Origin of the sequence: Streptomyces sp. Edi2, from assembly GCF_040253635.1 — a bacterium.
Taxonomy (GTDB): domain Bacteria; phylum Actinomycetota; class Actinomycetes; order Streptomycetales; family Streptomycetaceae; genus Streptomyces.
This window is the reverse complement of record NZ_JBEJGX010000003.1, coordinates 3,952,486-3,972,634: the sequence shown is the minus strand read 5'-3', so window position 1 is coordinate 3,972,634 and position 20,149 is coordinate 3,952,486. Positions and strand designations below refer to the sequence as shown.

The following is a 20,149-nucleotide window of genomic DNA, read 5'->3' as shown; positions in this document are numbered from 1 at the left end:
GCCAGCTGCCCCGGCAGCTCGGAGGCCGACCGTGCTACGGCAGCCCCGCCGTCACCCGCGCCACGGCAGCTCCGCGGTGATGCAGGTCGGGCCGCCGGCCGGGGAGTCCACCAGCAGCAGGCCGTCGACGGCCGCCAGCCGCTCGGCGAGGCCGGCCAGGCCCGTGCCCGGCCCGGTGTGTGCGCCGCCGTGGCCGTTGTCCGCGACCAGCACCATGATCCGGTCCTCGGTGTGCCAGACGTCCAGCGTCGCGTGCGTGGCCCCGGAGTGCTGGGAGACGTTCCGCAGCAGCTCGGAGGCGGTGAAGTACGCGATGCCCTCGACCGCCGCGGCCGGCCGCCGGTCCAGGTCCACGGTCACCGTCACCGGAACCGCGCCGCGTGCGGACAGCGCCGACAGGGCCGGGCCGAGGCCCCGGTCGGTGAGGATCGCCGGGTGGATCCCGCGGGCCAGGTCCCGCAGCTCCTGGAGCGCGGCCTTCACCTCGCCGTGCGCCTCGTCCACCATCCGCGCGGCGGCCTCCGGGTCCTCGGCCAGCTTCTCCTTGGCCAGGCCCAGGTCCATGGCGAGCGAGGCCAGCCGGGCCTGCGCCCCGTCGTGCAGATCACGCTCGATGCGCCGCAGATCCGCCGCCGCGGTGTCCACCATCACCCCGCGGTCCGACTCCAGCTGCCAGGCCCGGGTGGCGAGGGAGGAGGGCCCCAGCAGGCCGTGGACCATGACCCGGTCCACCTGCGTCAGCCCGTGGACCACCCACGGCCCGGCCAGCACCAGCAGCAGCCCCGCCCCGCTGACGACCGCGGTCTCGGTCGGGGTGTCGAGCCAGGCGCCGTGGCCGTTGCCGTCGCCCCACAGCTGGATACCCGACTGGCCGAGGTAGGCGGGGAACGTCCACCGCCACAGCGGGTAGGTCAGCAGCCCCCAGCCGAGGGACCAGAAGGTCACCGAGAAGATGAAGGAGAAGAGCGCCCACGGGAAGTGCAGCAGCGAGTAGAGAACGTGCCGCCAGGACGCCCCGCTCTTCAGTACGGCCCCGACCCACCCCATCAGGCTCGGCTTGGACGGCCGGACGGGCTCGGGGTCGGCGACGTCCAGCCCCAGCAGCGCGCGGGCCCGCACCCGCTCCAGGGCGCCCAGCGCACGGGCGCCGGCCAGCCCGCCCGCCAGCAGCGGGATGCCGAGGAACGTGATCAGCAGACCGGCGCCCGTGGTGATCACCACCATCGCGTAGGTGAACATCACGATGGACAGCGGGAAGCTGAGGATGAGGTACAGAAACTCCCGCCAGGCCCGCCCGGAGAACGGGGCGCGCAGCCCCTCGGGCACCCGGGAGCCGTGGGGCTGCGGTGCGTATGCGGTTTCCATGTCTCGTCGTCCGTTCGTCCGTTCCGCCGGATGCGGCCCTTGCCCGGTCGGACCCGCTGCCTGACCTGCAGGCCGTGCGGTTCTTTCCGCCATGACAAGGGTCCGCGGCCGGCGTCCCGCGCACCATGAGGCCTTTCGCAGTCTTCGCCTGGGGTTTTCCCCACCCCCGGGCCTGCGGCCGCCGCCACCCGCCTTGGCCGGGTGGTCGGCGGCCCCTCCGCCCCCGTCAGCGCCTCCGCGGCCCCGTCAGCGCACTTCCGGCCCCCGTCAGCGCACCTCCGGCCTCGTCAGCGCGCCTTCGACTCCGCCCTCGAAGCCCTTGCCCCCGCCTTCGAGGCCTTCGCCGCCCTCGGCACCTTCGCCGACGCCTTCCGTGCCGTCCGCGCCCGCCACGGCAGCTCCGCCGTCACCCGCGTGGGCCCGCCCACCGGCGAATCCAGCACGAACAGCCCGTCCACCGACCCCAGCCGCTCGGCGAGCCCGGCCATCCCACTGCCGCCGTCCAGCCGTGCCCCGCCCTTCCCGTCGTCCGTCACCTGGATCAGCAGCCGGTCGCCCGCCCGGGGCCCGCCAGCGCCCTTGCCCGAGGGCCCGCCGTGCCCGCCGCGCCCACTCCCCTCGGCCCGCCACACCTCCACGGACGCCTCCCGCGCCGCACTGTGCTTGGAGACGTTCTGCAGCAGCTCCGAGACCGTGAAATAGACGATGCCCTCGATGGCGGGCGCGGGCCGCTCGTCCAGGTCCACGGCCGTGGTGGCGGGCACCGTGCAGCGCCCGGCCAGCGAGGCCAGGGCGGGACCCAGCCCGCGGTCGGTGAGGATCGCCGGATGGATGCCCCGGGCCAGATCCCGCAGCTCCTGCAGCGCCAGCTTCACCTCGCCGTGCGCCTCGTCCACCATCGCCGCCACGCTGTCGTCGGCCCGGCCCTCCAGCAGCTTCTCCTTCGCCAGGCCGAGCCCCATGGCGAGCGCCACCAGCCGGGCCTGTGCGCCGTCGTGCAGATCCCGTTCGATGCGCCGCAGATCGGCGGCCGCGGTGTCGGTGACCGTCACCCGGTCCGTTTCCAGCTCGGCGATCCGCCGCTCCAGTTCGTCGGAGGGCGAGAGCAGACCGCGCACCATGGCCCGGTCCACGTTGGTCAGCCAGCGCGCCAGCCACGGGAGCGCCGGCCATGCCACCAGGAGCGAGACCAGGGCGACGGCGAAGGTGAGCAGGGCCCACGGCAGCCGGATGAACGCGAACAGCGCATGCCGCCAGGCGACCGGATCCTTCAGGCACGTCCACATCCGGGGCAGGAACCCCCGCTCCCGGGCCCGTAGCGGACTCGGCTCCGCCACCCGCACCCCGAGCAGGGCCCGCGCCCGCGCCCGTTCCAGCTTCCCGTACTGCCGGCAGGCCACCAGGCCCCCGGCCAGCAGCGGCAGGCCGATCACGGTGACGGCCAGCCCGATTCCGAGGGTCAGCCACACCACCAGCACCACGAACCCGATGAGACCCAGCGGGAAGTTGGACAGCAGGTACGCGATCTCCCGCCACGTCGCGCCGCTGAGTGGCCCTGCGGGCGGCGGCAGTGACCCACCGTCAGGGGTGGTATCGCCAATATCGGCACTGGGCCGGGGACTCTCCGTCATGCGCCCAGCCTGCCCGGTTGCCGATCCGCGTGCCATGGGGTGGCTGGGGTGGTGGGGGTGGGGTTTTCCCCACCCGCCGCTGCCGACCGTGCTGGACAGCGTGTCGGAGGAGGGCCGTATCGTGTCGCGATACAGATCGGGAGGGGGAGCGGGCGATGGCGCGGCGGTTGGTGACGGCGGGGATGCAGCACGCCACCGGGCACGCGACTGAGCACGACACCAGGTACGCCACCGAGCACGCCACCGATGAGGCCGCTGACGGCAGAGCTGACGGGGCAACTGGCGAGGCCGCCGATGACACCCCGGGCGGTCCGGCGGTGCCCGGCCGGTCCTGGGACGCGCGCAGCCGGACGTGGACGGCCGGTGCCGCGAGCGTGCTGTTGGCGCTGGTCGCCGGGGTCGCGGCGGCGAGTTGGTACGGGCCGGGGCCGGCCGCCCCCTGGCTCGGGGGCGTTGCTGTGCTCGCCGCGGCCGGCGGAGCTGCCGCCGGAGGGCTCGGACGGCGTGCGCCGGCCACCGCACTGCTGGTGTGGGGCGGCGCGCTCGGCACACTCGCCTCCTGGCAGGCCGCTCCGGCCGGCGCGGTGCGACTGGCCGCCGTCGGACTGACCGTTGCGGCCGCGCTCGCGCTGCTCGGCGTCCGTACGGAGCTGGGGCGCGGCGGACTCGTCGGCGCGGCGGCGGTCGCGCTCGCGGTGGGAGCGTGGGAGGCCGCGCTGGCGCTGACCGGGGTGGCGCGTGCGGGGGTCGTACTCGGTGTGCTCTCGGTGCTCGTGCTGGGCTACCTGCCCCGACTGGCGTTGACGGCGGCCGGGTTGACCCGGCTCGATGACCGGCGTTCCGGTGGCGCGCCGGTGAGCCGGCATCAGGTGGCGACCGCCCTCGGTGCGACCCACCGCGGTCTCGCGCCGGCCACCGTCGCCATGGCGGTCTCGGCGGGTGCGGCGGGAGTACTTGCGGCCGGGTCGGAGGACGGCTGGTCGGTGGCGGCCGCGGCCCTGCTGTGTCTGGTGACGCTGTCACGTGCGCGTGCCTATCCCCTGGTGGTCGAGGTCGTCGCTCTGTTGGCCGCCGGTACGGCAGTGGGGGTGAGCCTGGTGTGGCAAGGAGCGGCGGACGGGGCCGGGGCACCGGGCGCGCTCGCCGCGCTGTGTGTGGCGGCGGTGCTGCCGCTGGTGGTGCTCGCGGTGCGGGTGCCGGAACACGTTCAGGTCCGGCTGCGCCGGCTGATGAACCTCGTCGAGTCGGTCAGTGTGGTGGCGCTGATCCCGGTGGCCCTCGGGGCGTTCGGGGTCTTCAGCGGGCTGCTGCACACCTTCTGACGGAACCGGAAAGGCGGCCGCGGGACCATGTCAGCAGAGGAAACCAAGGGATCGAGCGGGCCGGGTGGACCTGGGCAACCCGGGCAACCGGTGCAGCCTGGGCAACCGGCGCAACCTGTGCAAGGAGACCGGCAGCACGATGTGCCGCGCGGTCTCGGCGGGGCGGCGATGACGCCGGGGATGCCCGCGGGAACGGGCGCCGCGGAGGGCGGCACGGGGAGTGGCCCCGGTGGCCCCACCCTTGAGAAGAGCGGCACTGGCGCAGTCACCCTTGAGAAGACGGCCAGGGCAGCCACGCCGGTACCTGGGGATGCGCCCGAGGCGCTGGCCATGCCCGTACCCGGGGATGCGCCCGAGCCGGCGGCCGCCACGTCCGCCCCCTCGGCCGTGGCTGCGACCGTATGGGACACACCGCTGACGGCGCGGGCGGAGCCGAACGCGCCGGACGCGCCGGACGCCGGTGCGGTCGCGCCCGGCGCCATGCCTTCTGCCGTACCTCCTGCCATGCCCCCCGTCACGCCACCCGTGACGCCGCCCGTCATGCCTGCTGCCATGCCCTCGGCAGGACCGCTGCCGGCTGCCGCTCCGCCGCCGCAGCCCGTACCGGAACCGGCACGCGCACCGGAACCGGCAGCCGTACCGGGACAGGCACCCGCGCCGGCCGCCCACGACGTGCCGGTCACCTACGACGTGCCGGTCCCCTACGACGTGCCGGTCACCTACGGCACGGGTGCCCCCCACACCACAGTGGCGCCCCACGCCGCCACGGCCCCCCACACCACCGCACCCCCTCCCCTCATGCCGCCCCTGCCCACCACGCCACCCCCCTCCACCGCGGCAGCCCCCTCCACCGCGCCGCCCCCGCCCGCCCCTGTTCACACGCCCACCCCCGTGCGCAGGTCCCAGCCCACGCGCCTGCTCAGGTCCCAGCCGACGCCCGTCTCGGTACCGCTGCTGCCGCCCGAGCTGGACGCGCTGCGGTCCAAGCCGCGGCACGGAGAGTCGGTCGCGCAGCGTGCGGGGCGGGCCGTACGGCGGGCGATCGCCTCGTCGCCCGCCGCGGAGACCGCCGCCGTCACCCAGACCGCCCACGCCATCCAGCAGCCGGTGGCCACCGGCCGGCAGATCTCCGTGACGAGCATCCGGGGCGGTGCGGGCAAGTCCACCGTCGCCGCCCTGCTGGCCCTCACCTATGCGCACTACCGCGCCGATCCGGTGCTGGCGGTCGAGGCCGATCCAGCGCTCGGCACGCTGCCGCACCGGCTGGGCGCACGAGAAGTGCGCTGGTCGGGTACCGACCTGGCGCAGATAGTGGATCCGTCGATGCTGATCACGGACCTGACCGGCTATCTGATCCCGTTCCCCGGCGGCGGCTGGCTGCTGCCGGGCAGCCAGGGCGCCATCGGGACGAGGCTGGACATCGACACCTACCGGGTGGTGATGACGTCCCTGCGCCGGTACTTCGCGACCACCGTCGTGGACTGCGAGACGCTGCCCGCCGAGGTGGCGCGTACCGCGCTGGTGACGACGCAGGCGAGGGTGCTGGTCTCCCCGGCGACCCCGGAGGGAGTGGCGGCCACCCGCTCGGTACTGGACTGGGCCGGCGGGCTCCACCCCGGCATGCTGCCGACGACAGTGGTGGTTCTCAGCCATGTGTCCCCCGATTCCGGGCTGGACCTGCGCAAGGCCACCGAGCATCTGAGCGTCGGCGGCGCGACGGTGCTCCCGCTTCCCTACGACCGCCATCTCGCGGCGGGCGGTGCGATCCGCACCGAGCTGCTCGGCGAGCGGACGCTGCAGGCGGCGGCGCGGATCGCGGCCGAGGCGATGAACCGGGCCGTCTCGCGCGGCCCGGGCCGGCAGCGTACGGGCGGGAGCGCCCCGGCAGCCCCGGACGGCGCCCCCTCCGGCCCCGTCCACCCTGGTCCCGCTTACCCCGGCCCCGCTTACCCCGGCCCCGCATACCCCGGCCCCGCTCACGCCGGTCCCGCTCACGACGGCCCCGTCCACCCCGGCCCCGTCTACCCCGGCCCCGTCCACCCCGGCCCCGCCCACCCCCACGCAGGGCCGCCCCGGTGACGCGGCAGAAGGTGTCCCGCCCCGCCCGAGCCACCCCGTGCCCGTCCGCTCCGTGAGACACCTTCTGAGACAACCGTCCGCGCCGTCTACGCTGCCGGCCGCCCAGGTAGGGCGAAGTAGGGACAACCCCACCGTCCGCGACGATCCGGCTGCTCACCGCGGCCGGGGCAGGGCCTAGACTCCGATCCGTACAGATCGTCGAAGTCGTTGAAACAAGCGCAGTCAGGGAGCGAGGGGCGGACGTGCCGGACGCGACCGTGGGCACCACCGTCGCCGCGGACTATTTCCAGGGCTACTCGGTCGTCGGCATCATCGCCGTGATCGGGGTGCTCTTCGTGGCCGTGGCCTTCGGTGCCGGGCGGCTGCTGCGGCCCGTGGTGCCGACGCCCGAGAAGCTGTTGACGTACGAGTGCGGCGTGGACCCCGTCGGCGAGGGCTGGGCACACACCCAGGTCCGCTACTACGTGTACGCCTTCCTCTACGTCATCTTCGCCGTCGACTCGATCTTCCTTTTCCCCTGGGCGACGATCTTTGCCGCCCCCGGTTTCGGTGGTGTGACGCTGGTGGAGATGTTCATCTTCCTCGGCTTCCTCACCATCGGCCTGCTCTACGCATGGAAGAAGGGCGTCCTGGAATGGACGTGACCCCCGCCTCCCACAGCTCCGCAGCCGCGTCCGAGGGCGCCGCCCCGCAGTTCCTGCCGGAGCCGCGGCGCCTGGGCACCCTGGCCCGGCTCGCGCCCGAACCGATGAAGGTGGTCCTCAACTGGGGCCGCCGCTACAGCCTCTGGGTCTTCAACTTCGGCCTCGCCTGCTGCGCCATCGAGTTCATCGCCGCGTCCATGGCACGGCACGACTTCATCCGGCTCGGCGTGATCCCGTTCGCGCCCGGCCCGCGCCAGGCCGACCTGATGGTCGTCTCCGGCACGGTCACCGACAAGATGGCGCCCGCGGTCAAGCGGCTCTACGAGCAGATGCCCGAGCCGAAGTACGTCATCTCCTTCGGGGCCTGCTCCAACTGCGGCGGCCCGTACTGGGATTCGTACTCGGTCACCAAGGGCGTCGACCAGATCATTCCCGTGGATGTGTACGTACCGGGCTGCCCGCCGCGTCCGGAGGCGCTGCTCCAGGGCATCCTCAAGCTCCAGGAGAAGATCGCCCGCGAGTCGCTGGGGGAGCGGTACGCGAAGGGCGGCGCCGCGCGCCCCTCCGCCGCCGCACTGCGCAGCGGGCTGGTCACGCCGCCCGCGCCGAAGCCGGCGCAGGAGACCACGGCACCGGCGGATGAGCCGAAGGCGGCGGGGGAGGAGCCCCGATGAGCGAGCAGCCGGAGCGGCGGCCGGAGCAGCAGGCGGAGACCGACGCACAGGGTGACACGCAGGGCGAGCAGACCGGGCAGCCGGTCGCCGAGCCCGTTGTCGGCTGGCTGCCGCGGCCCGCGAGCGAGATCTTCGGTGCGGGGGCCACGGCGGAGCTGGCGTACGAGGTGCTGACCGTCGACGTCCCCGTGAACGGCTGGCTCACCGCGCTGACGGCCGCCCGCGACGCGCTCGGCTGCAGCTACTTCGACTGGCTGAGCGCCGTCGACGAGCCCGGCACCGGCTTCCGGATCTGTGCGCACCTCGCCGATGTGTCGCGGCCCGGTACCGTCCACCGGCTGATCGTGCGGACGACCGTGCCGCACGAGGCGGCCGCGCTCCCCACCGCCGTCGGTGTGTACGCGGGCGCGGGCTGGCACGAGCGGGAGACCCACGAGATGTTCGGTGTGGACTTCACCGGCCATCCGCACCTCGTACCGCTGCTGCTCCCGGAGAACTTCGAGGGGCATCCGCTGCGCAAGGACTTCGTGCTGGCGGCGCGGGTCGCCAAGGCATGGCCGGGGGCCAAGGAACCGGGGGAGTCCGAGCACGGCGGGCCCAAGCGCCGCCAGATGCTGCCCCCCGGCGTCCCGGACCCGAACGAGTGGGGCCCGCTGAAGGGCCAGCTGCCGCCTGCCCCTGCGCGTCCGGCGCGGGGTGCGCGGGCGGCCGGTGGTGCACGTGCGGCCGGTGCGGCCGGTGGTGCCGCGGGTGAGCGGCCGGCGGGGCGTACGCGGACCGCGGCCGGAGGCTCGGCCGGTCAGCAGCAGGCAGCGGGGGAGGCGGCCGGGACCCCAGCGGCCGAAGCACGTCCCGAGCGCCCGGAGCGCCCGGCGCGGCGTACGCGGTCGGCGAGCGAGGGTTCGGCCGCCCAGCGGCAGGCGGCTGAGGCAGCCGCGGCCGCAACTGAGGCTGCCGCGACCGAGGCTGCCGCGACCGAGGTGACCCCTGAGGCGGCTTCGCCCAAGGGGGCCTCCGAGGCGGCTTCGCCCAAGGAGGGTCCGTCGACGGAGACCCCGTCGGCCGAGACCCCGTCGGCACAGACCCCGGCCAAGGAGGCCGCGGCGGCTCCCCCGAAGGAGGCGGCCCCGCGCTCCTCGGACGCGCCCTGGCACCACGCCCGTCCGGCCTTCGACGAGCCGGAGAAGCAGCCGCAGGAGAAGCCGGAGCCGGAGAAGAAACCGGAGCCGGAGAAAACGGCAGAGCCGAAGGAACAGGCAGAGCCGACGGAGCCCAAGGAGCAGCCGGAGCCGGAGCAAGGAGGCGACACCCCATGAGCGACGCCCTCGACATCGCGCTGCGCCTCGCCGCCGTCTTCGTCGTCTTCCTCGTCTTCCCCCTGGTCATCGGGCAGACCGAGCACAAGGTCATGGCCCATATGCAGGGCCGGCTGGGTCCCATGTACGCGGGCGGCTTCCACGGCTGGGCGCAGCTCGTCGCCGACGGTGTGAAGTTCGCGCAGAAAGAGGACATCGTTCCGGCCGGCGCCGACCGGCGGATCTTCCAGCTCGCGCCCGCCGTCGCCCTGCTGCCGTACCTCCTGGTCCTGGTCGCCATCCCGATAGGCCCGCACAACGCCGTGGGACAGGCGCTGGACGCCGGAATCTTCTTCGTGCTCGCCGTGATGGGCGTCGGCGTGCTCGGCTCGCTGATGGCGGGCTGGGCCTCGGCGAACAAGTTCTCGCTGCTCGGCGGTCTGCGGACGGCCGCGCAGCTGCTCGCGTACGAGCTGCCGATGCTGCTCGCCGCGGCCTCCGTCGCCATGGCGGCCGGCACGCTCTCCCTGCCCGGCATCATCGAGGCCTTCCACTGGTGGTGGGTGCCGTGGCAGATCGTCGGCGGCGTGGTCTTCTTCACCGCGGGGCTCGCCGAGCTGCAGCGGCCGCCGTTCGACATGCCGGTCGCCGACTCGGAGATCATCTTCGGTGCCTACACCGAGTACACCGGACTGCGCTTCGCGCTCTTCCTGCTCGCCGAGTACGCCGGGATCGTCGTCCTCTGCGCCCTGACCTCCGTCCTCTTCCTCGGCGGCTGGCACGGCCCGTTCGGCGCCGACGGCCTGGGCTGGCTGTGGACGCTGCTGAAGACCGTGATCCTCGCCTTCGGCGTCATCTGGCTGCGGGTGACCTACCCGCGGCTGCGCGAGGACCAGCTGCAAAAGCTCGCCTGGACGGTCCTCATCCCGCTCTCGCTCGCCCAGATCGCCCTCACCGGCGTCGTCAAGGTGGTGATCTCGTCATGAGCTTCCCCGGTTCCGGACTCGCCAAGGGGCTGGCCGTCACCCTGCGGACGATGACGAAACGATCGGTCACCGCGCAGTACCCGGACGTCCAGCCCGACCTCGCGCCCCGTACCCGTGGCGTCATCGGGCTGTTCGAGGAGAACTGCACGGTCTGCATGCTGTGCGCCCGTGAGTGCCCGGACTGGTGCATCTACATCGACTCCCACAAGGAAACGGTGCCGCCGGCCGCCCCCGGAGGCCGGGAGCGCAGCCGCAATGTGCTGGACCGCTTCGCGATCGACTTCGCGCTGTGCATGTACTGCGGTATCTGCATCGAGGTCTGCCCCTTCGACGCGCTCTTCTGGTCACCGGAGTTCGAGTACGCCGAGACGGACATCCGCGATCTGACCCATGAGCGCGACAAGCTCCGCGAGTGGATGTGGACGGTGCCCGAACCGCCGGCGCTCGACCCGGCGGCCGAGGAGCCCAAGGAGCTCGCCGCCGCCCGCAAGGCGGCCGACAAGCTTGCCGCCCAGCAGCAGGCCGAAGCCGAGGCCGCCCAGGCCCAGGACCAGGCGGTGGACGAGGCCGCGGACCGGACCCCGGACCAGGCCACGGACCCGACAGCGGACGAGGCCACGGACCGGAACCGACCGGACACCCCTGGGGAGGGACAGTGACGCTCGCCGCCACCGCAGCCGGCCACGGTTTCCTCTCGACCTCCGGTGTCGAGATCGCCTTCCTCCTCGTCGGGATCGCCACCCTCGGCGCGGCCGTCATCACCGTCACCACCCGGCAGCTGGTGCACGCCGCCCTCTGGCTGGTCGTCGCGCTCGGCGGGATCGCCGTCGAATACCTGCTGCTGACGGCCGAGTTCATCGCCTGGGTGCAGGTGCTGATCTACGTCGGCTCCGTCGTCGTCCTCCTGCTCTTCGGGCTGATGCTCACCAAGGCGCCCATCGGCCGCTCCCCGGACGCCGATTCGGGCAACCGCTGGGCCGCGCTCGCGGTGGCCCTCGCCTCGGCCGCCGCCCTGGTCTGGGTCGTCGTGGATGCCTTCCGCACCACCTGGATCAGCTTCGAGGGCGCCGCCCAGGGCTCCACCGAGGCCTCCGGACGCAGCCTCTTCCAGTACTGGGTGCTGCCCTTCGAGGCGCTGTCCGTGCTGCTGCTGGCCGCGCTCGTCGGGGCGATCGTGCTGTCCCGCAGGACGGGGGAGGAGCGGTCCGCTGCGGCCGGTCTCCACAACGCCGCCTCGCCGGCCCCTGCCGCCTCCCGGGCCCCCGCCGCCCCCGCCCCGCGAGAGGAGCAGCGCTGATGCATCTCGTCTACCCGGCCGTCCTCGCCGTCCTCCTCTTCTGCACCGGGCTGTACGGCGTGCTCGCGCGCCGCAACGCGATCCTGGTGCTGATGTCCGTCGAGCTGATGCTCAACGCCGTCAACCTCAACCTCGTCGCCTTCGACGTCTGGCTGCGCGACACCCTGCACACCGGCCAGGCCCTCACCCTCTTCACCATCGCGATCGCCGCCGCCGAGATCGGCATCGGCCTGGCGATCGTGCTGCTCGTCTACCGCAACCGCGGCAGCTCCGACATCGACCGGCTCCGCGATCTCGCCGAGAAGACGGGCGCTGCGGACGGGGACCCGCAGCCGGACACCACGGCGGAGGCCGCCGCGTGACCCTCACCACCACCGCCGTTCTCGTTCCCCTCCTGCCCTTCCTCGGGGCCGTCGCCGGTCTCCTCCTGGGCCGGCGGGCGCCCGGCTTCGTCCGGCCGCTGGCCGTGCTGCCGACGCTGGCCGCGGCCGCGCTCACCGTGGCCGTCGCCCTCGGACAGGGCACAGGGCCGGCCACCGACATCGCCACCGAGCTCACCCCGACCGGCTCGATCCCCATCGACCTGGCCCTGCACATCGACGGCTTCGCCGCGCTGATCGCCGTCCTGGTCGGCGTCGTGGCGACCTGTGTGCAGATCTACTCCACCGGCTATCTGCGCGACGACCCGCGCTACCCCTCCTACGCGGCGCTGGTCTCGCTCTTCACCTCCGCGATGCTGCTGGTCGTCTACACCGGCGACCTGATGCTGCTGCTGGTCGGCTGGGAAGTCATGGGCATCTGCTCCTACTTCCTCGTCGGCCACTACTGGGAGACCGAGGCCGCCCGCGCCGCCTCCCTCAAGGCCTTCCTCGTCACCAAGCTCGGCGACGTCCCCTTCCTCTTCGGCATCTTCGCGCTGGCCGCCGATGCCGGGACCTTCCGGATCACCGGCATCCTCGGCTCCGTCGCCGCCGGCGGCCTGGACCATCCGACGCTGATCGCGCTGCTGCTGCTGGCCGGTGTCGCGGGCAAGTCGGCGCAGTTCCCGCTGCACACCTGGCTCCCCGACGCGATGGCCGGCCCGACGCCCGTCTCGGCGCTGATCCACGCCGCGACGATGGTGGCGGCCGGTGTCTATCTCGTGGCCCGTCTCCTCCCCGTCTTCGCCGCCTCCGCGGCCGCGCTGGTCGTGCTCGCCGTCATGGCCGCGCTCACCATGGTCGGCTCGGGGCTGGCCGCACTGGCCCAGGACGACATCAAGCGTGTGCTGGCCTATTCGACGGTCGGACAGCTCGGCTACATGCTCGGCGCCCTGGCCGTCGGCGACCGCGGTGCCGCCGTCTTCCACCTCATCTCGCACGGTGCGTTCAAGGCCCTCCTCTTCCTCGGCGCCGGCGTGATCATCCACGCCGCCGGCACCAACTCGCTGGCCGCCATGTCCCGGATGAGCGGCCTGGCCCGGCGCATCCCGGACGCCTACTGGACGGTCACCGTGGCGCTGCTGGCGCTCGCCGCGATCCCGCCGTTCGCCGGCTTCTTCTCCAAGGAAGCCGTCCTGGGCGCCGCCGAACACGCCGCCACCGGCCATGCGCACGGCATCCCCGGCGCGGCCGGCTGGACCGTGCTGGTCTCCGGACTGCTGACCGCCCTCCTCACCGCGGCCTACGCCACCCGCCTGTGGCTGCTGGTCTTCAAGGGCAAGGGCGCCGAAGCCCCCGCCCACGGCCCGCAGCCGGTCGCCATGAACGCCGTCCTGTGGGTGCTTTTCCTCCCGACCGTCGCGCTCGGCCTCGCCGCCCCCTTCCTGCCCGGCTGGTTCGACGGGCGTTCGCTCGCGCCGACCCTGACCACCTCCGTCCTGGGCACCGGTACCGCCCTCGTCGGCGGCCTGGTCACCTATGCGGCCTGGCGGCACACCACCGCGCTCGCCGCCCGCATCCCCCTCGGCGCGGTCGTCGCCGCTCCGGACGCCACCCCCGCGCTCGCCGAGGAGGTGGCCATCGACACCCACGCCCCGGCCTACGGCGACAACGCCGCCGCCCCGGACCCGGCCGACCCCGGCCGCCTCCTCCTGGGCCCGCTGCAGCGTCATGCGGCGGTCGGCTTCCACCTCGACGCCGTCTACTCCGCCCTCTTCGTCCGGCCCGTACGCGCCGCGGCCACGCTCGTCCGCTTCCTCGACCGCGCGGTCGTCGACACCTACGTCCGCGGCGCGGGCGCCGCCCCCCGCCTGCTGGGCGCCGCGGTCCGCCGCGCCCAGACCGGAAACGTGCAGACCTACCTCGCCGCGCTGCTCGCGGGCTCGCTCGTCCTGGCCGTCGCCGCCGTCCTCGTCGCCACGGGCACGGGAGCCTGACCCATGCCGATGCCTATGCCGCACACCCCTGGTGCACGTACGCCCGATGGCCGCACCCCTGGCGCCCGCACCCCTGATGGCCGCACCCCGCACCCCCAGCCGACGCCCCTCGTGGCCGGGCTCGCCGGAGCCGAAACCCGCAGGAGGGCCTGACCCGTGAACCCCACCGCTTTGCAGTACCTCCTCGCGGCGGTCGTCGTCCTCCCCCTGCTGGGCGCGGCCGGCGCCCTGCTCCCGGCGCCCCCCGGCCTCAAGGGCCGCAACCCCGGCCAGGCCGTGCTGCGCCACGGCGTGACCGTCACCGGCGTCGTGCTCGCCGCCGCCCTCGCGCTGGCCGCCGGCTTCGACCACGACCACCCGGCCCGTATGCAGGCCACCACCGACATCAGCTGGATCCCGGCGCTGGACATCCGCATCCACCTCGGCGTCGACGGCATCTCGCTCCCCCTTGTCGTCCTGACCGCGCTGCTGACCTTCCTCTGCGCGCTCTACAGCTACTTCCACATGCCGAAGGGCCCGTCCCCCAAGGCATTTGTGGCCCTGCTGCTCACTCTCGAAGCCGGCACCCTCGCCAGCTTCGCCGTCCTCGACCTGATGCTGTTCTTCCTCGCCTTCGAGATGGTCCTCATCCCGATGTACTTCCTCATCGCCCGCTGGGGCGGCGCGGAAAAGCAGGCGGCGGCCTGGAAGTTCATCCTCTACACGCTGCTCGGCTCCGTCGTGATGCTGCTCGGCCTCCTCCTCATCGGCGTGAAATCCGGCACCTTCGACATGGTGGCACTCGCCACTGACAACGGGCCGAAAGCCCAGCTCAGCCACACGGTTCAGCTCCTGGCGGTGCTCGCGATCGGCATCGGACTGGCCGTCAAGTCCCCGCTGTGGCCGCTGCACAGCTGGCTGCCGGACGCCCACACCGCGGCGCCCACCGTCGGCTCGGTGCTGCTGGCCGGCGTCCTGCTGAAGATGGGCACCTACGGCTTCGTGCGGATCGCGCTGCCCATCACCCCCGAGGGCATGCACACCTTCGCGCCCTACCTCGCCGCGCTGGCCGCCATCGGCATCATCTACGGCTCGCTCGCCTGCCTCGCCCTCGTACGCAAGGGCGCGGGGGGCGACCTCAAGCGCCTGATCGCCTACAGCTCCGTCGGCCACATGGGCTTCGTCCTGCTCGGCATCGCCAGCATGACCCCCACCGGCGTCAACGGCGCGCTCTTCGCCAACATCGCCCACGGCCTCATCACCGGCCTGCTCTTCTTCCTGGTCGGCGCCCTCAAGGACCGCTACGGCAGCACCGACCTCGACACCCTGTCCCGCCCGTCGCCCGACCACCGCCCCTCAACGAGCGGCTCCGCCGCGCCCCTCCCGTACGGCACCGGCGCCGCCCTCTACGGCAAGGCCCCCCGCTTCGGCGGCCTGCTCGCCTTCGGGGCGGTCGCCTCGCTGGGCCTCCCCGGGCTGGCCGGTTTCTGGGGCGAGATGCTGGCGATGTTCGGCGCCTTCCGGCCGGCCGCCGGCCTCAGCCGCCCCGCCTTCCTGACGTTCATGGCGCTGGCCGGCCTCGGCACCCTGCTGACCGCCGCCTACCTGCTGCTCGTCGTCCGCCGTGTCTGCATGGGCGGCACCCCGGCGGCCGTGGAACCCGCCCCGGCCGTCGAGGAGGGCATCGCGACGGCGGCCGAAGCGGCCACCACGGCCCCGGCCGTACCGGCCCCCGTCATCCCCGACATCGCGCGCTACGAGTACGCGGCCTGGACCCCCCTCGCCGTCCTCACCGTCCTCGCCGGACTGTGGCCCGCAGCCCTCCTCGGCCTCACCGACCCGGCCGTCCAGCAGCTCCTCGGAGGCGGTAAGTGATGAGCACGGCGACTTCTCTGGTCCAGTCCGTCGACTGGCTCGCCCTCGCGCCGCCCACCCTCGCCGCGGCCGTCGCCCTGGTGATCCTCGTCGCCGACCTCTTCCTCCCGGCGGCCCGCAAGCCGTTGCTGGGGTGGATCGCGACCGCGGGCCTGGCGCTCGCCGCGCTGTCCCTGCTGCCCCTCCTGGACGGCGACCGCCGCACCTTCTGCCTGCCCGCCCACCCGGACGTGTGCAGCTATGCGGCCGACCCGTTCGCCCTGGTCATCCAGTTCCTGGTGCTCGGCGGGGCGCTGCTGACCGCCCTGCTGTCCATCGACACCCTCAAGGACCAGGACCTGCCCGCCGGCGAGTACTGGTTCCTGCTGCTCTCCTCGGCGGCAGGCGCCGCCCTGCTGCCCGCCTCCCGCGACCTCGCCACCCTGGTCATCGCCCTCGAAGTCGCCTCCCTGCCCGCCTTCGCGCTGGTCGGCCTGCGGCGCGGCGACCGGCTCTCCTCCGAGGCCGCCCTCAAGTTCTTCCTGTCCTCGGTGGCCGCCACCGCCGTGATGCTGCTCGGCGTGAGCTTCCTCTACGCGGCCACCGGCAGCCTGCACCTCTCCCGGGTGGCCCACGCCCTCACCGACCTCCCCGACCCGCGGCTGGCCACCCTGGCAAGCGCCGGCGTCGCCCTCACCCTGGTCGGCTTCGCCTTCAAGACGGCCGCCGCCCCCTTCCACTTCTGGGTGCCGGACACCTACGTCGGCGCGCCGCTGCCCATCGCCGGCTACCTCTCCGTGGTGGGCAAGGCCGTCGGCTTCTCCGGCCTGATCCTCGTCACCGTCCGGGGCTTCCCCTCGTACGCGAACGTCTGGGGCCCGGCACTGGCCGTCCTCGCCGCACTCACCATGACCGTCGGCAACGTCGCGGCCCTGCGCCAGGACCCCCGCCGCGCGCACAGCGCCGTACGCCTGCTCGCCTGGTCCTCGGTGGGCCAGGCCGGCTACCTCCTGGTCCCGATCGCCGCGGCGGGTTACGCCCACGACCCGGGGCACGCCATCGGCTCCACCGTCGCCTACGCCCTGATGTACGCGGCCGTGAACCTCGGCGCCTTCGCCGTCGCCGCCCTGGTGGCCCGCACCAGCCCCGCGGGCCGCATCACCGACTACCGGGGCCTGTACCACCAGCGGCCCGTCGTGGCGCTCGCCCTCGGCTTCTTCCTGCTCTGCCTCGCCGGACTGCCGCCCGGCATCATCGGCCTGTTCGCCAAGGTCACGGTCTTCTCCGCGGCCGTCGACGCGGGGCTGGCCTGGCTCGCCGTGATCATGGCCGTCAATGTCGTGATCGCGCTCTACTACTACCTGCAGTGGACCACGGTCCTCTTCCGGGGAGCAGAGGAAACCGCGAGCACCGGGGAAGCCGCGAGCACCGGCGATACGGCAGGGGCCGGCGGAACCCCCGCCCCCGCGGGCCACCCGGCCCGCACCGCGGTCCCGGCCCCCCTGGCCACCGCCATCGGACTCGCCGCCGTCCTCGGCATCGCCCTCTCCGGCGCCCCGCAGCTCGTCCTGCGCTTCGCCTCCGGGGCACTGCTCTAACGGCCGACCCGCCCCACGGAAGCCCTCACCGGCGGCCCCACGGGTGGACACCGGCGCCCCCACGGGGGCGGGCACCAACGCCCCCACGGCGCCCACACCGGCCTCCATCCCGCCCCTACGGCGCCCCTCCCCGGCGGGCGCGCCCGCATGCCCTCCCCGGTGTGCCGCCGGTGCACAAGGGAACCTGGCTCGTTCATCTCGCGTTGACCAGTGAGTAAGGGTCCACTGGTCAGTGGAGAAACGCAGCACAGGGTTCCCCTGCCGCACCGCTTGGAGGGCGTACCGTGCACCGCCGGCACAACGGGCTCAGGACCGCCGTACTCCTCGGGGGCCTGTCCGCCCTCATCATCGTCATCGGCAGCCTGTTCGGCCGTACGGGCCTGATCATCGCCGTCGTCGTGGCCCTGGGCACCAACGCCTACGCCTACTGGAACAGCGACAAACTGGCCCTGCGGGCGATGCGCGCCCGCCCGGTCAGCGAGTTCGAGGCGCCACAGCTCTACCGCATGGTCCGTGAGCTCTCCACCGCGGCCCGCCAGCCCATGCCGCGCCTGTACATCTCCCCGACCCAGGCACCCAACGCCTTCGCCACCGGCCGCAACCCCCGCAACGCCGCGGTCTGCTGCACCGACGGCATCCTCCAGCTGCTCGACGAACGCGAGCTGCGCGGCGTGATCGGCCATGAGCTCAGCCATGTCTACAACCGCGACATCCTGATCTCCTCCGTCGCCGGCGCGCTGGCCTCCGTCGTGATGTTCCTGGTCAACTTCGCCTGGCTGATTCCCCTGGGCCGCTCCGACGACGACGAGGGCCCCGGCCTCTTCGGCATGCTGCTGATCATGATCCTCGGGCCGGTCGCGGCCTCGCTGATCCAGCTCGCCGTCAGCCGCTCGCGCGAGTACGAGGCCGATGCCGCGGGCGCCCAGCTCACCGGCGACCCGCTGGCCCTGGCCTCCGCGCTGCGCAAGCTGGAGACCGGAACCCGGCAGCTCCCGCTCCCGCCCGAGCCGCGCCTGGAGACCGCCGGCCACATGATGATCGCCAACCCGTTCCGCGGCGGCGGCCTGTCCCGGCTCTTCTCCACCCACCCCCCGATGGACGAACGGATCGCCCGCCTCGAAAACATGGCGGGCCACCGCCCCTGACACCGCCGCGTCCGCCGGGACCGGTGGCCGTCAGCAGACGCCCGGCGCATCATGAACGCAACGATTCACCGGGCTCAGCGCGTCTAGCACGGCAGATACATTCTCCGCCGTGCCCGTGGAAGGCTGCTGATCATGAAGTTCATCCTCAACGTCCTCTGGCTGGTCCTCAGCGGCTTCTGGCTGGCGCTCGGCTACGTCTTCGCGGGCATCATCTGCTGCATCCTGATCATCACCATCCCGTTCGGCATCGCGTCCTTCCGGATCGCGGGCTACGCCCTGTGGCCCTTCGGCCGGACGACGGTCGTACGCGACGACGCCGGCGCCGGATCGGCGATCGGCAATGTCATCTGGATCATCTTCGCGGGCTGGTGGCTGGCTCTGGGCCACATCATCACCGGCATCGCCCTGTGCGTGACGATCATCGGGATCCCCTTCGGCATCGCCAACTTCAAGATGATCCCGGTCTCCCTGATGCCCCTGGGCCGCGACATCGTCCCCACCGACGAGCCGTTCGCCGCCCGCTGACAGCCTGCTGAGCGCCTGCCCGGGGACCGCCCGGGCAGGCGTGCCGCTCCTCGGCGTGCCGCCCCGACACATCGGTGGGGCGGCACGCCGAAACGCGCCGCCCCATCCCGTGGCACCCGAAAGCCGGGCTGCTACCGGTAGTTCACGAACTGCAGGGCGAAGTCCAGGTCCTTGCCCTTGAGTAGCTGCTGCACCGCCTGCAGGTCGTCCCGGCTCTTCGAGCTGACCCGCAGCTCGTCGCCCTGCACCTGCGCCTTGACGCCCTTCGGGCCCTCGTCGCGGATGATCTTGGCGACCTTCTTGGCGTTGTCCTGCGAGATCCCCTCCTCGATCGAGGCGAAGATCTTGTACTCCTTGCCCGAGGCCTGCGGCTCACCGGCGTCCAGCGCCTTCAGCGAGATCCCGCGCTTGACCAGCTTGGACTGGAAGATGTCGAGCACGGCCTTCACCCGCTCCTCGGCGTTGGCCCGCATCTCGATCTTCTCGCCCGACCACTCGATCGACGCGCCCACGCCCTTGAAGTCGTAGCGCTGCGAGATCTCCTTGGCGGCCTGGTTGAGGGCGTTGTCGACCTCCTGCCGCTCTACCTTCGAGACGATGTCGAAACTGGAGTCGGCCATGTTGAGTTGGCTCCTCGTACGTAGATCCGTCAGGGCTGCGGCCCTTCCCGGGCCCGCCTGCCAAGCCTAGCCACCCGGCCAAGATCCAGCGCTCCCGAATCGAGTGGCGAACCACCCCCAGCCATCGGGTATGGTTTACGTCGTTGCCACGGAGCGCCGCCCCACAGCGGGTCTCCCGGCAGCAAACCTTGGCGGTGTGCCCGAGCGGCCAAAGGGAGCAGACTGTAAATCTGCCGGCTCAGCCTTCCCAGGTTCGAATCCTGGCGCCGCCACAGGAAGCAAAGGCCCTTGGCCTGCGACTATCGCAGGCCAAGGGCCTTTTGCCATGCGTCTTCGGGCGCGGCCGGCCTTGCGTTCCGCGCGCCGGGTCAGCTTCCGTACGGCGGGAACACGACGAGCCGTACCGTCAGCGCCGCGAGCAGGGCGAGGGGCGGCGCGTACCACCAGGGGCGCAGCCTCCGTGTCCTCACGAAGGGAAGCGTGAGGGCGAGGCAGAGCACGGCCCAGCCGTTGCCGAGCTTGCTGAGGAGCGCGAACTCCGCCGCCGCGTCGAACTCGACAGCCTCTTCGCCGCGGGGCATGAGCTGGACCAGGGTGACGAAGGCCGGCGGCGCCTCCACCGTGACCAGGAGACATGCCCCCACAAAGGTGCCGATGAGCAGTCGGCCACCGGGATTTCCGGGGCGGGTGGTCGTCGTCACTGTCCGAAGACTTCCTTCCCGAACGCTTCCTTCCCGAACGCTTCTTTCGCCCGGTCGAGCACGGCACCGCGACTGCCG

At 72.9% G+C, this 20,149-nt stretch carries 18 protein-coding genes and 1 tRNA gene; 15 read left to right on the top strand and 4 right to left on the bottom strand.

Annotation, left to right across the window (positions count from 1 at the left end; all coding sequences use genetic code 11):
• Positions 1-51: 51 nt before the first annotated feature.
• Positions 52-1,365: a sensor histidine kinase gene (locus tag ABR737_RS20815; protein WP_350251644.1), complete on the bottom strand. Its 1,314-nt coding sequence runs from the start codon at positions 1,363-1,365 to the stop codon at positions 52-54.
• Between the two features lie 287 nt (positions 1,366-1,652).
• Positions 1,653-2,996: a sensor histidine kinase gene (locus tag ABR737_RS20810; protein ID WP_350251643.1), complete on the bottom strand. Its 1,344-nt coding sequence runs from the start codon at positions 2,994-2,996 to the stop codon at positions 1,653-1,655.
• Between the two features lie 155 nt (positions 2,997-3,151).
• On the opposite strand from ABR737_RS20810, the gene ABR737_RS20805 reads away from it, so the two are divergent.
• From ABR737_RS20805 to ABR737_RS20740, 14 genes are all read left to right on the top strand, one after another.
• Positions 3,152-4,318 carry a secretion protein snm4 gene (locus ABR737_RS20805; protein WP_350251642.1) on the top strand — a complete coding sequence of 389 codons (1,167 nt, stop codon included), beginning with the start codon at positions 3,152-3,154 and terminating at the stop codon, positions 4,316-4,318.
• A gap of 540 nt (positions 4,319-4,858) precedes the next feature.
• Positions 4,859-6,397, top strand: a complete 1,539-nt coding sequence (locus tag ABR737_RS20800; RefSeq protein ID WP_350251641.1) for a CpaE/TadZ family protein — start codon at positions 4,859-4,861, stop codon at positions 6,395-6,397.
• A gap of 242 nt (positions 6,398-6,639) precedes the next feature.
• A complete protein-coding gene (locus tag ABR737_RS20795; protein WP_328386124.1) occupies positions 6,640-7,041 on the top strand; it encodes an NADH-quinone oxidoreductase subunit A in 402 nt (133 codons plus the stop codon).
• Positions 7,032-7,715 (top strand): NADH-quinone oxidoreductase subunit B, encoded by a 684-nt coding sequence (locus tag ABR737_RS20790; RefSeq protein ID WP_350251640.1) that lies wholly within the window; start codon positions 7,032-7,034, stop codon positions 7,713-7,715. The genes ABR737_RS20795 and ABR737_RS20790 overlap by 10 nt, the downstream gene beginning before the upstream one ends.
• Positions 7,712-9,031 carry an NADH-quinone oxidoreductase subunit C gene (locus ABR737_RS20785; RefSeq protein ID WP_350251639.1) on the top strand — a complete coding sequence of 440 codons (1,320 nt, stop codon included), beginning with the start codon at positions 7,712-7,714 and terminating at the stop codon, positions 9,029-9,031. The genes ABR737_RS20790 and ABR737_RS20785 overlap by 4 nt, the downstream gene beginning before the upstream one ends.
• Entirely contained in the window at positions 9,028-9,996 is a 969-nt protein-coding gene (locus tag ABR737_RS20780; protein ID WP_350251638.1) for a complex I subunit 1/NuoH family protein, read from the top strand. The genes ABR737_RS20785 and ABR737_RS20780 overlap by 4 nt, the downstream gene beginning before the upstream one ends.
• Complete coding sequence (locus tag ABR737_RS20775) at positions 9,993-10,655, top strand: NuoI/complex I 23 kDa subunit family protein (RefSeq protein WP_350251637.1); 663 nt, start codon at positions 9,993-9,995, stop codon at positions 10,653-10,655. The genes ABR737_RS20780 and ABR737_RS20775 overlap by 4 nt, the downstream gene beginning before the upstream one ends.
• Positions 10,652-11,293 carry an NADH-quinone oxidoreductase subunit J family protein gene (locus ABR737_RS20770; protein WP_350251636.1) on the top strand — a complete coding sequence of 214 codons (642 nt, stop codon included), beginning with the start codon at positions 10,652-10,654 and terminating at the stop codon, positions 11,291-11,293. Before ABR737_RS20775 ends, ABR737_RS20770 begins: the two co-directional genes overlap by 4 nt.
• On the top strand, positions 11,293-11,655 hold the full coding sequence (nuoK, locus tag ABR737_RS20765) for an NADH-quinone oxidoreductase subunit NuoK (protein ID WP_350251635.1): 363 nt from the start codon (positions 11,293-11,295) through the stop codon (positions 11,653-11,655). Before ABR737_RS20770 ends, nuoK begins: the two co-directional genes overlap by 1 nt.
• Positions 11,652-13,649 carry an NADH-quinone oxidoreductase subunit 5 family protein gene (locus ABR737_RS20760; protein ID WP_350251634.1) on the top strand — a complete coding sequence of 666 codons (1,998 nt, stop codon included), beginning with the start codon at positions 11,652-11,654 and terminating at the stop codon, positions 13,647-13,649. Before nuoK ends, ABR737_RS20760 begins: the two co-directional genes overlap by 4 nt.
• Positions 13,650-13,805: 156 nt before the next feature.
• Positions 13,806-15,503 (top strand): complex I subunit 4 family protein, encoded by a 1,698-nt coding sequence (locus ABR737_RS20755; protein ID WP_350251633.1) that lies wholly within the window; start codon positions 13,806-13,808, stop codon positions 15,501-15,503.
• Complete coding sequence (locus tag ABR737_RS20750) at positions 15,503-17,080, top strand: NADH-quinone oxidoreductase subunit N (RefSeq protein ID WP_350251632.1); 1,578 nt, start codon at positions 15,503-15,505, stop codon at positions 17,078-17,080. The genes ABR737_RS20755 and ABR737_RS20750 overlap by 1 nt, the downstream gene beginning before the upstream one ends.
• Positions 17,081-17,364: 284 nt before the next feature.
• Positions 17,365-18,225 carry a zinc metalloprotease HtpX gene (gene htpX, locus ABR737_RS20745; RefSeq protein WP_350251631.1) on the top strand — a complete coding sequence of 287 codons (861 nt, stop codon included), beginning with the start codon at positions 17,365-17,367 and terminating at the stop codon, positions 18,223-18,225.
• A gap of 132 nt (positions 18,226-18,357) precedes the next feature.
• The gene (locus ABR737_RS20740; protein ID WP_093492406.1) at positions 18,358-18,750 is read left to right on the top strand and encodes a YccF domain-containing protein; all 393 of its coding nucleotides are present in this window, start codon (positions 18,358-18,360) and stop codon (positions 18,748-18,750) included.
• Between the two features lie 131 nt (positions 18,751-18,881).
• On the opposite strand, the gene ABR737_RS20735 is transcribed toward ABR737_RS20740, so the two are convergent.
• Complete coding sequence (locus ABR737_RS20735; RefSeq protein ID WP_018090929.1) at positions 18,882-19,370, bottom strand: YajQ family cyclic di-GMP-binding protein; 489 nt, start codon at positions 19,368-19,370, stop codon at positions 18,882-18,884.
• Between the two features lie 190 nt (positions 19,371-19,560).
• On the opposite strand from ABR737_RS20735, the gene ABR737_RS20730 reads away from it, so the two are divergent.
• A tRNA-Tyr gene (locus ABR737_RS20730) sits at positions 19,561-19,642 on the top strand.
• Positions 19,643-19,738: 96 nt separating this feature from the next.
• Here ABR737_RS20730 and ABR737_RS20725 read toward each other — a convergent pair.
• A complete protein-coding gene (locus tag ABR737_RS20725) occupies positions 19,739-20,071 on the bottom strand; it encodes a hypothetical protein (RefSeq protein ID WP_350251630.1) in 333 nt (110 codons plus the stop codon).
• Positions 20,072-20,149 lie beyond the last annotated feature (78 nt).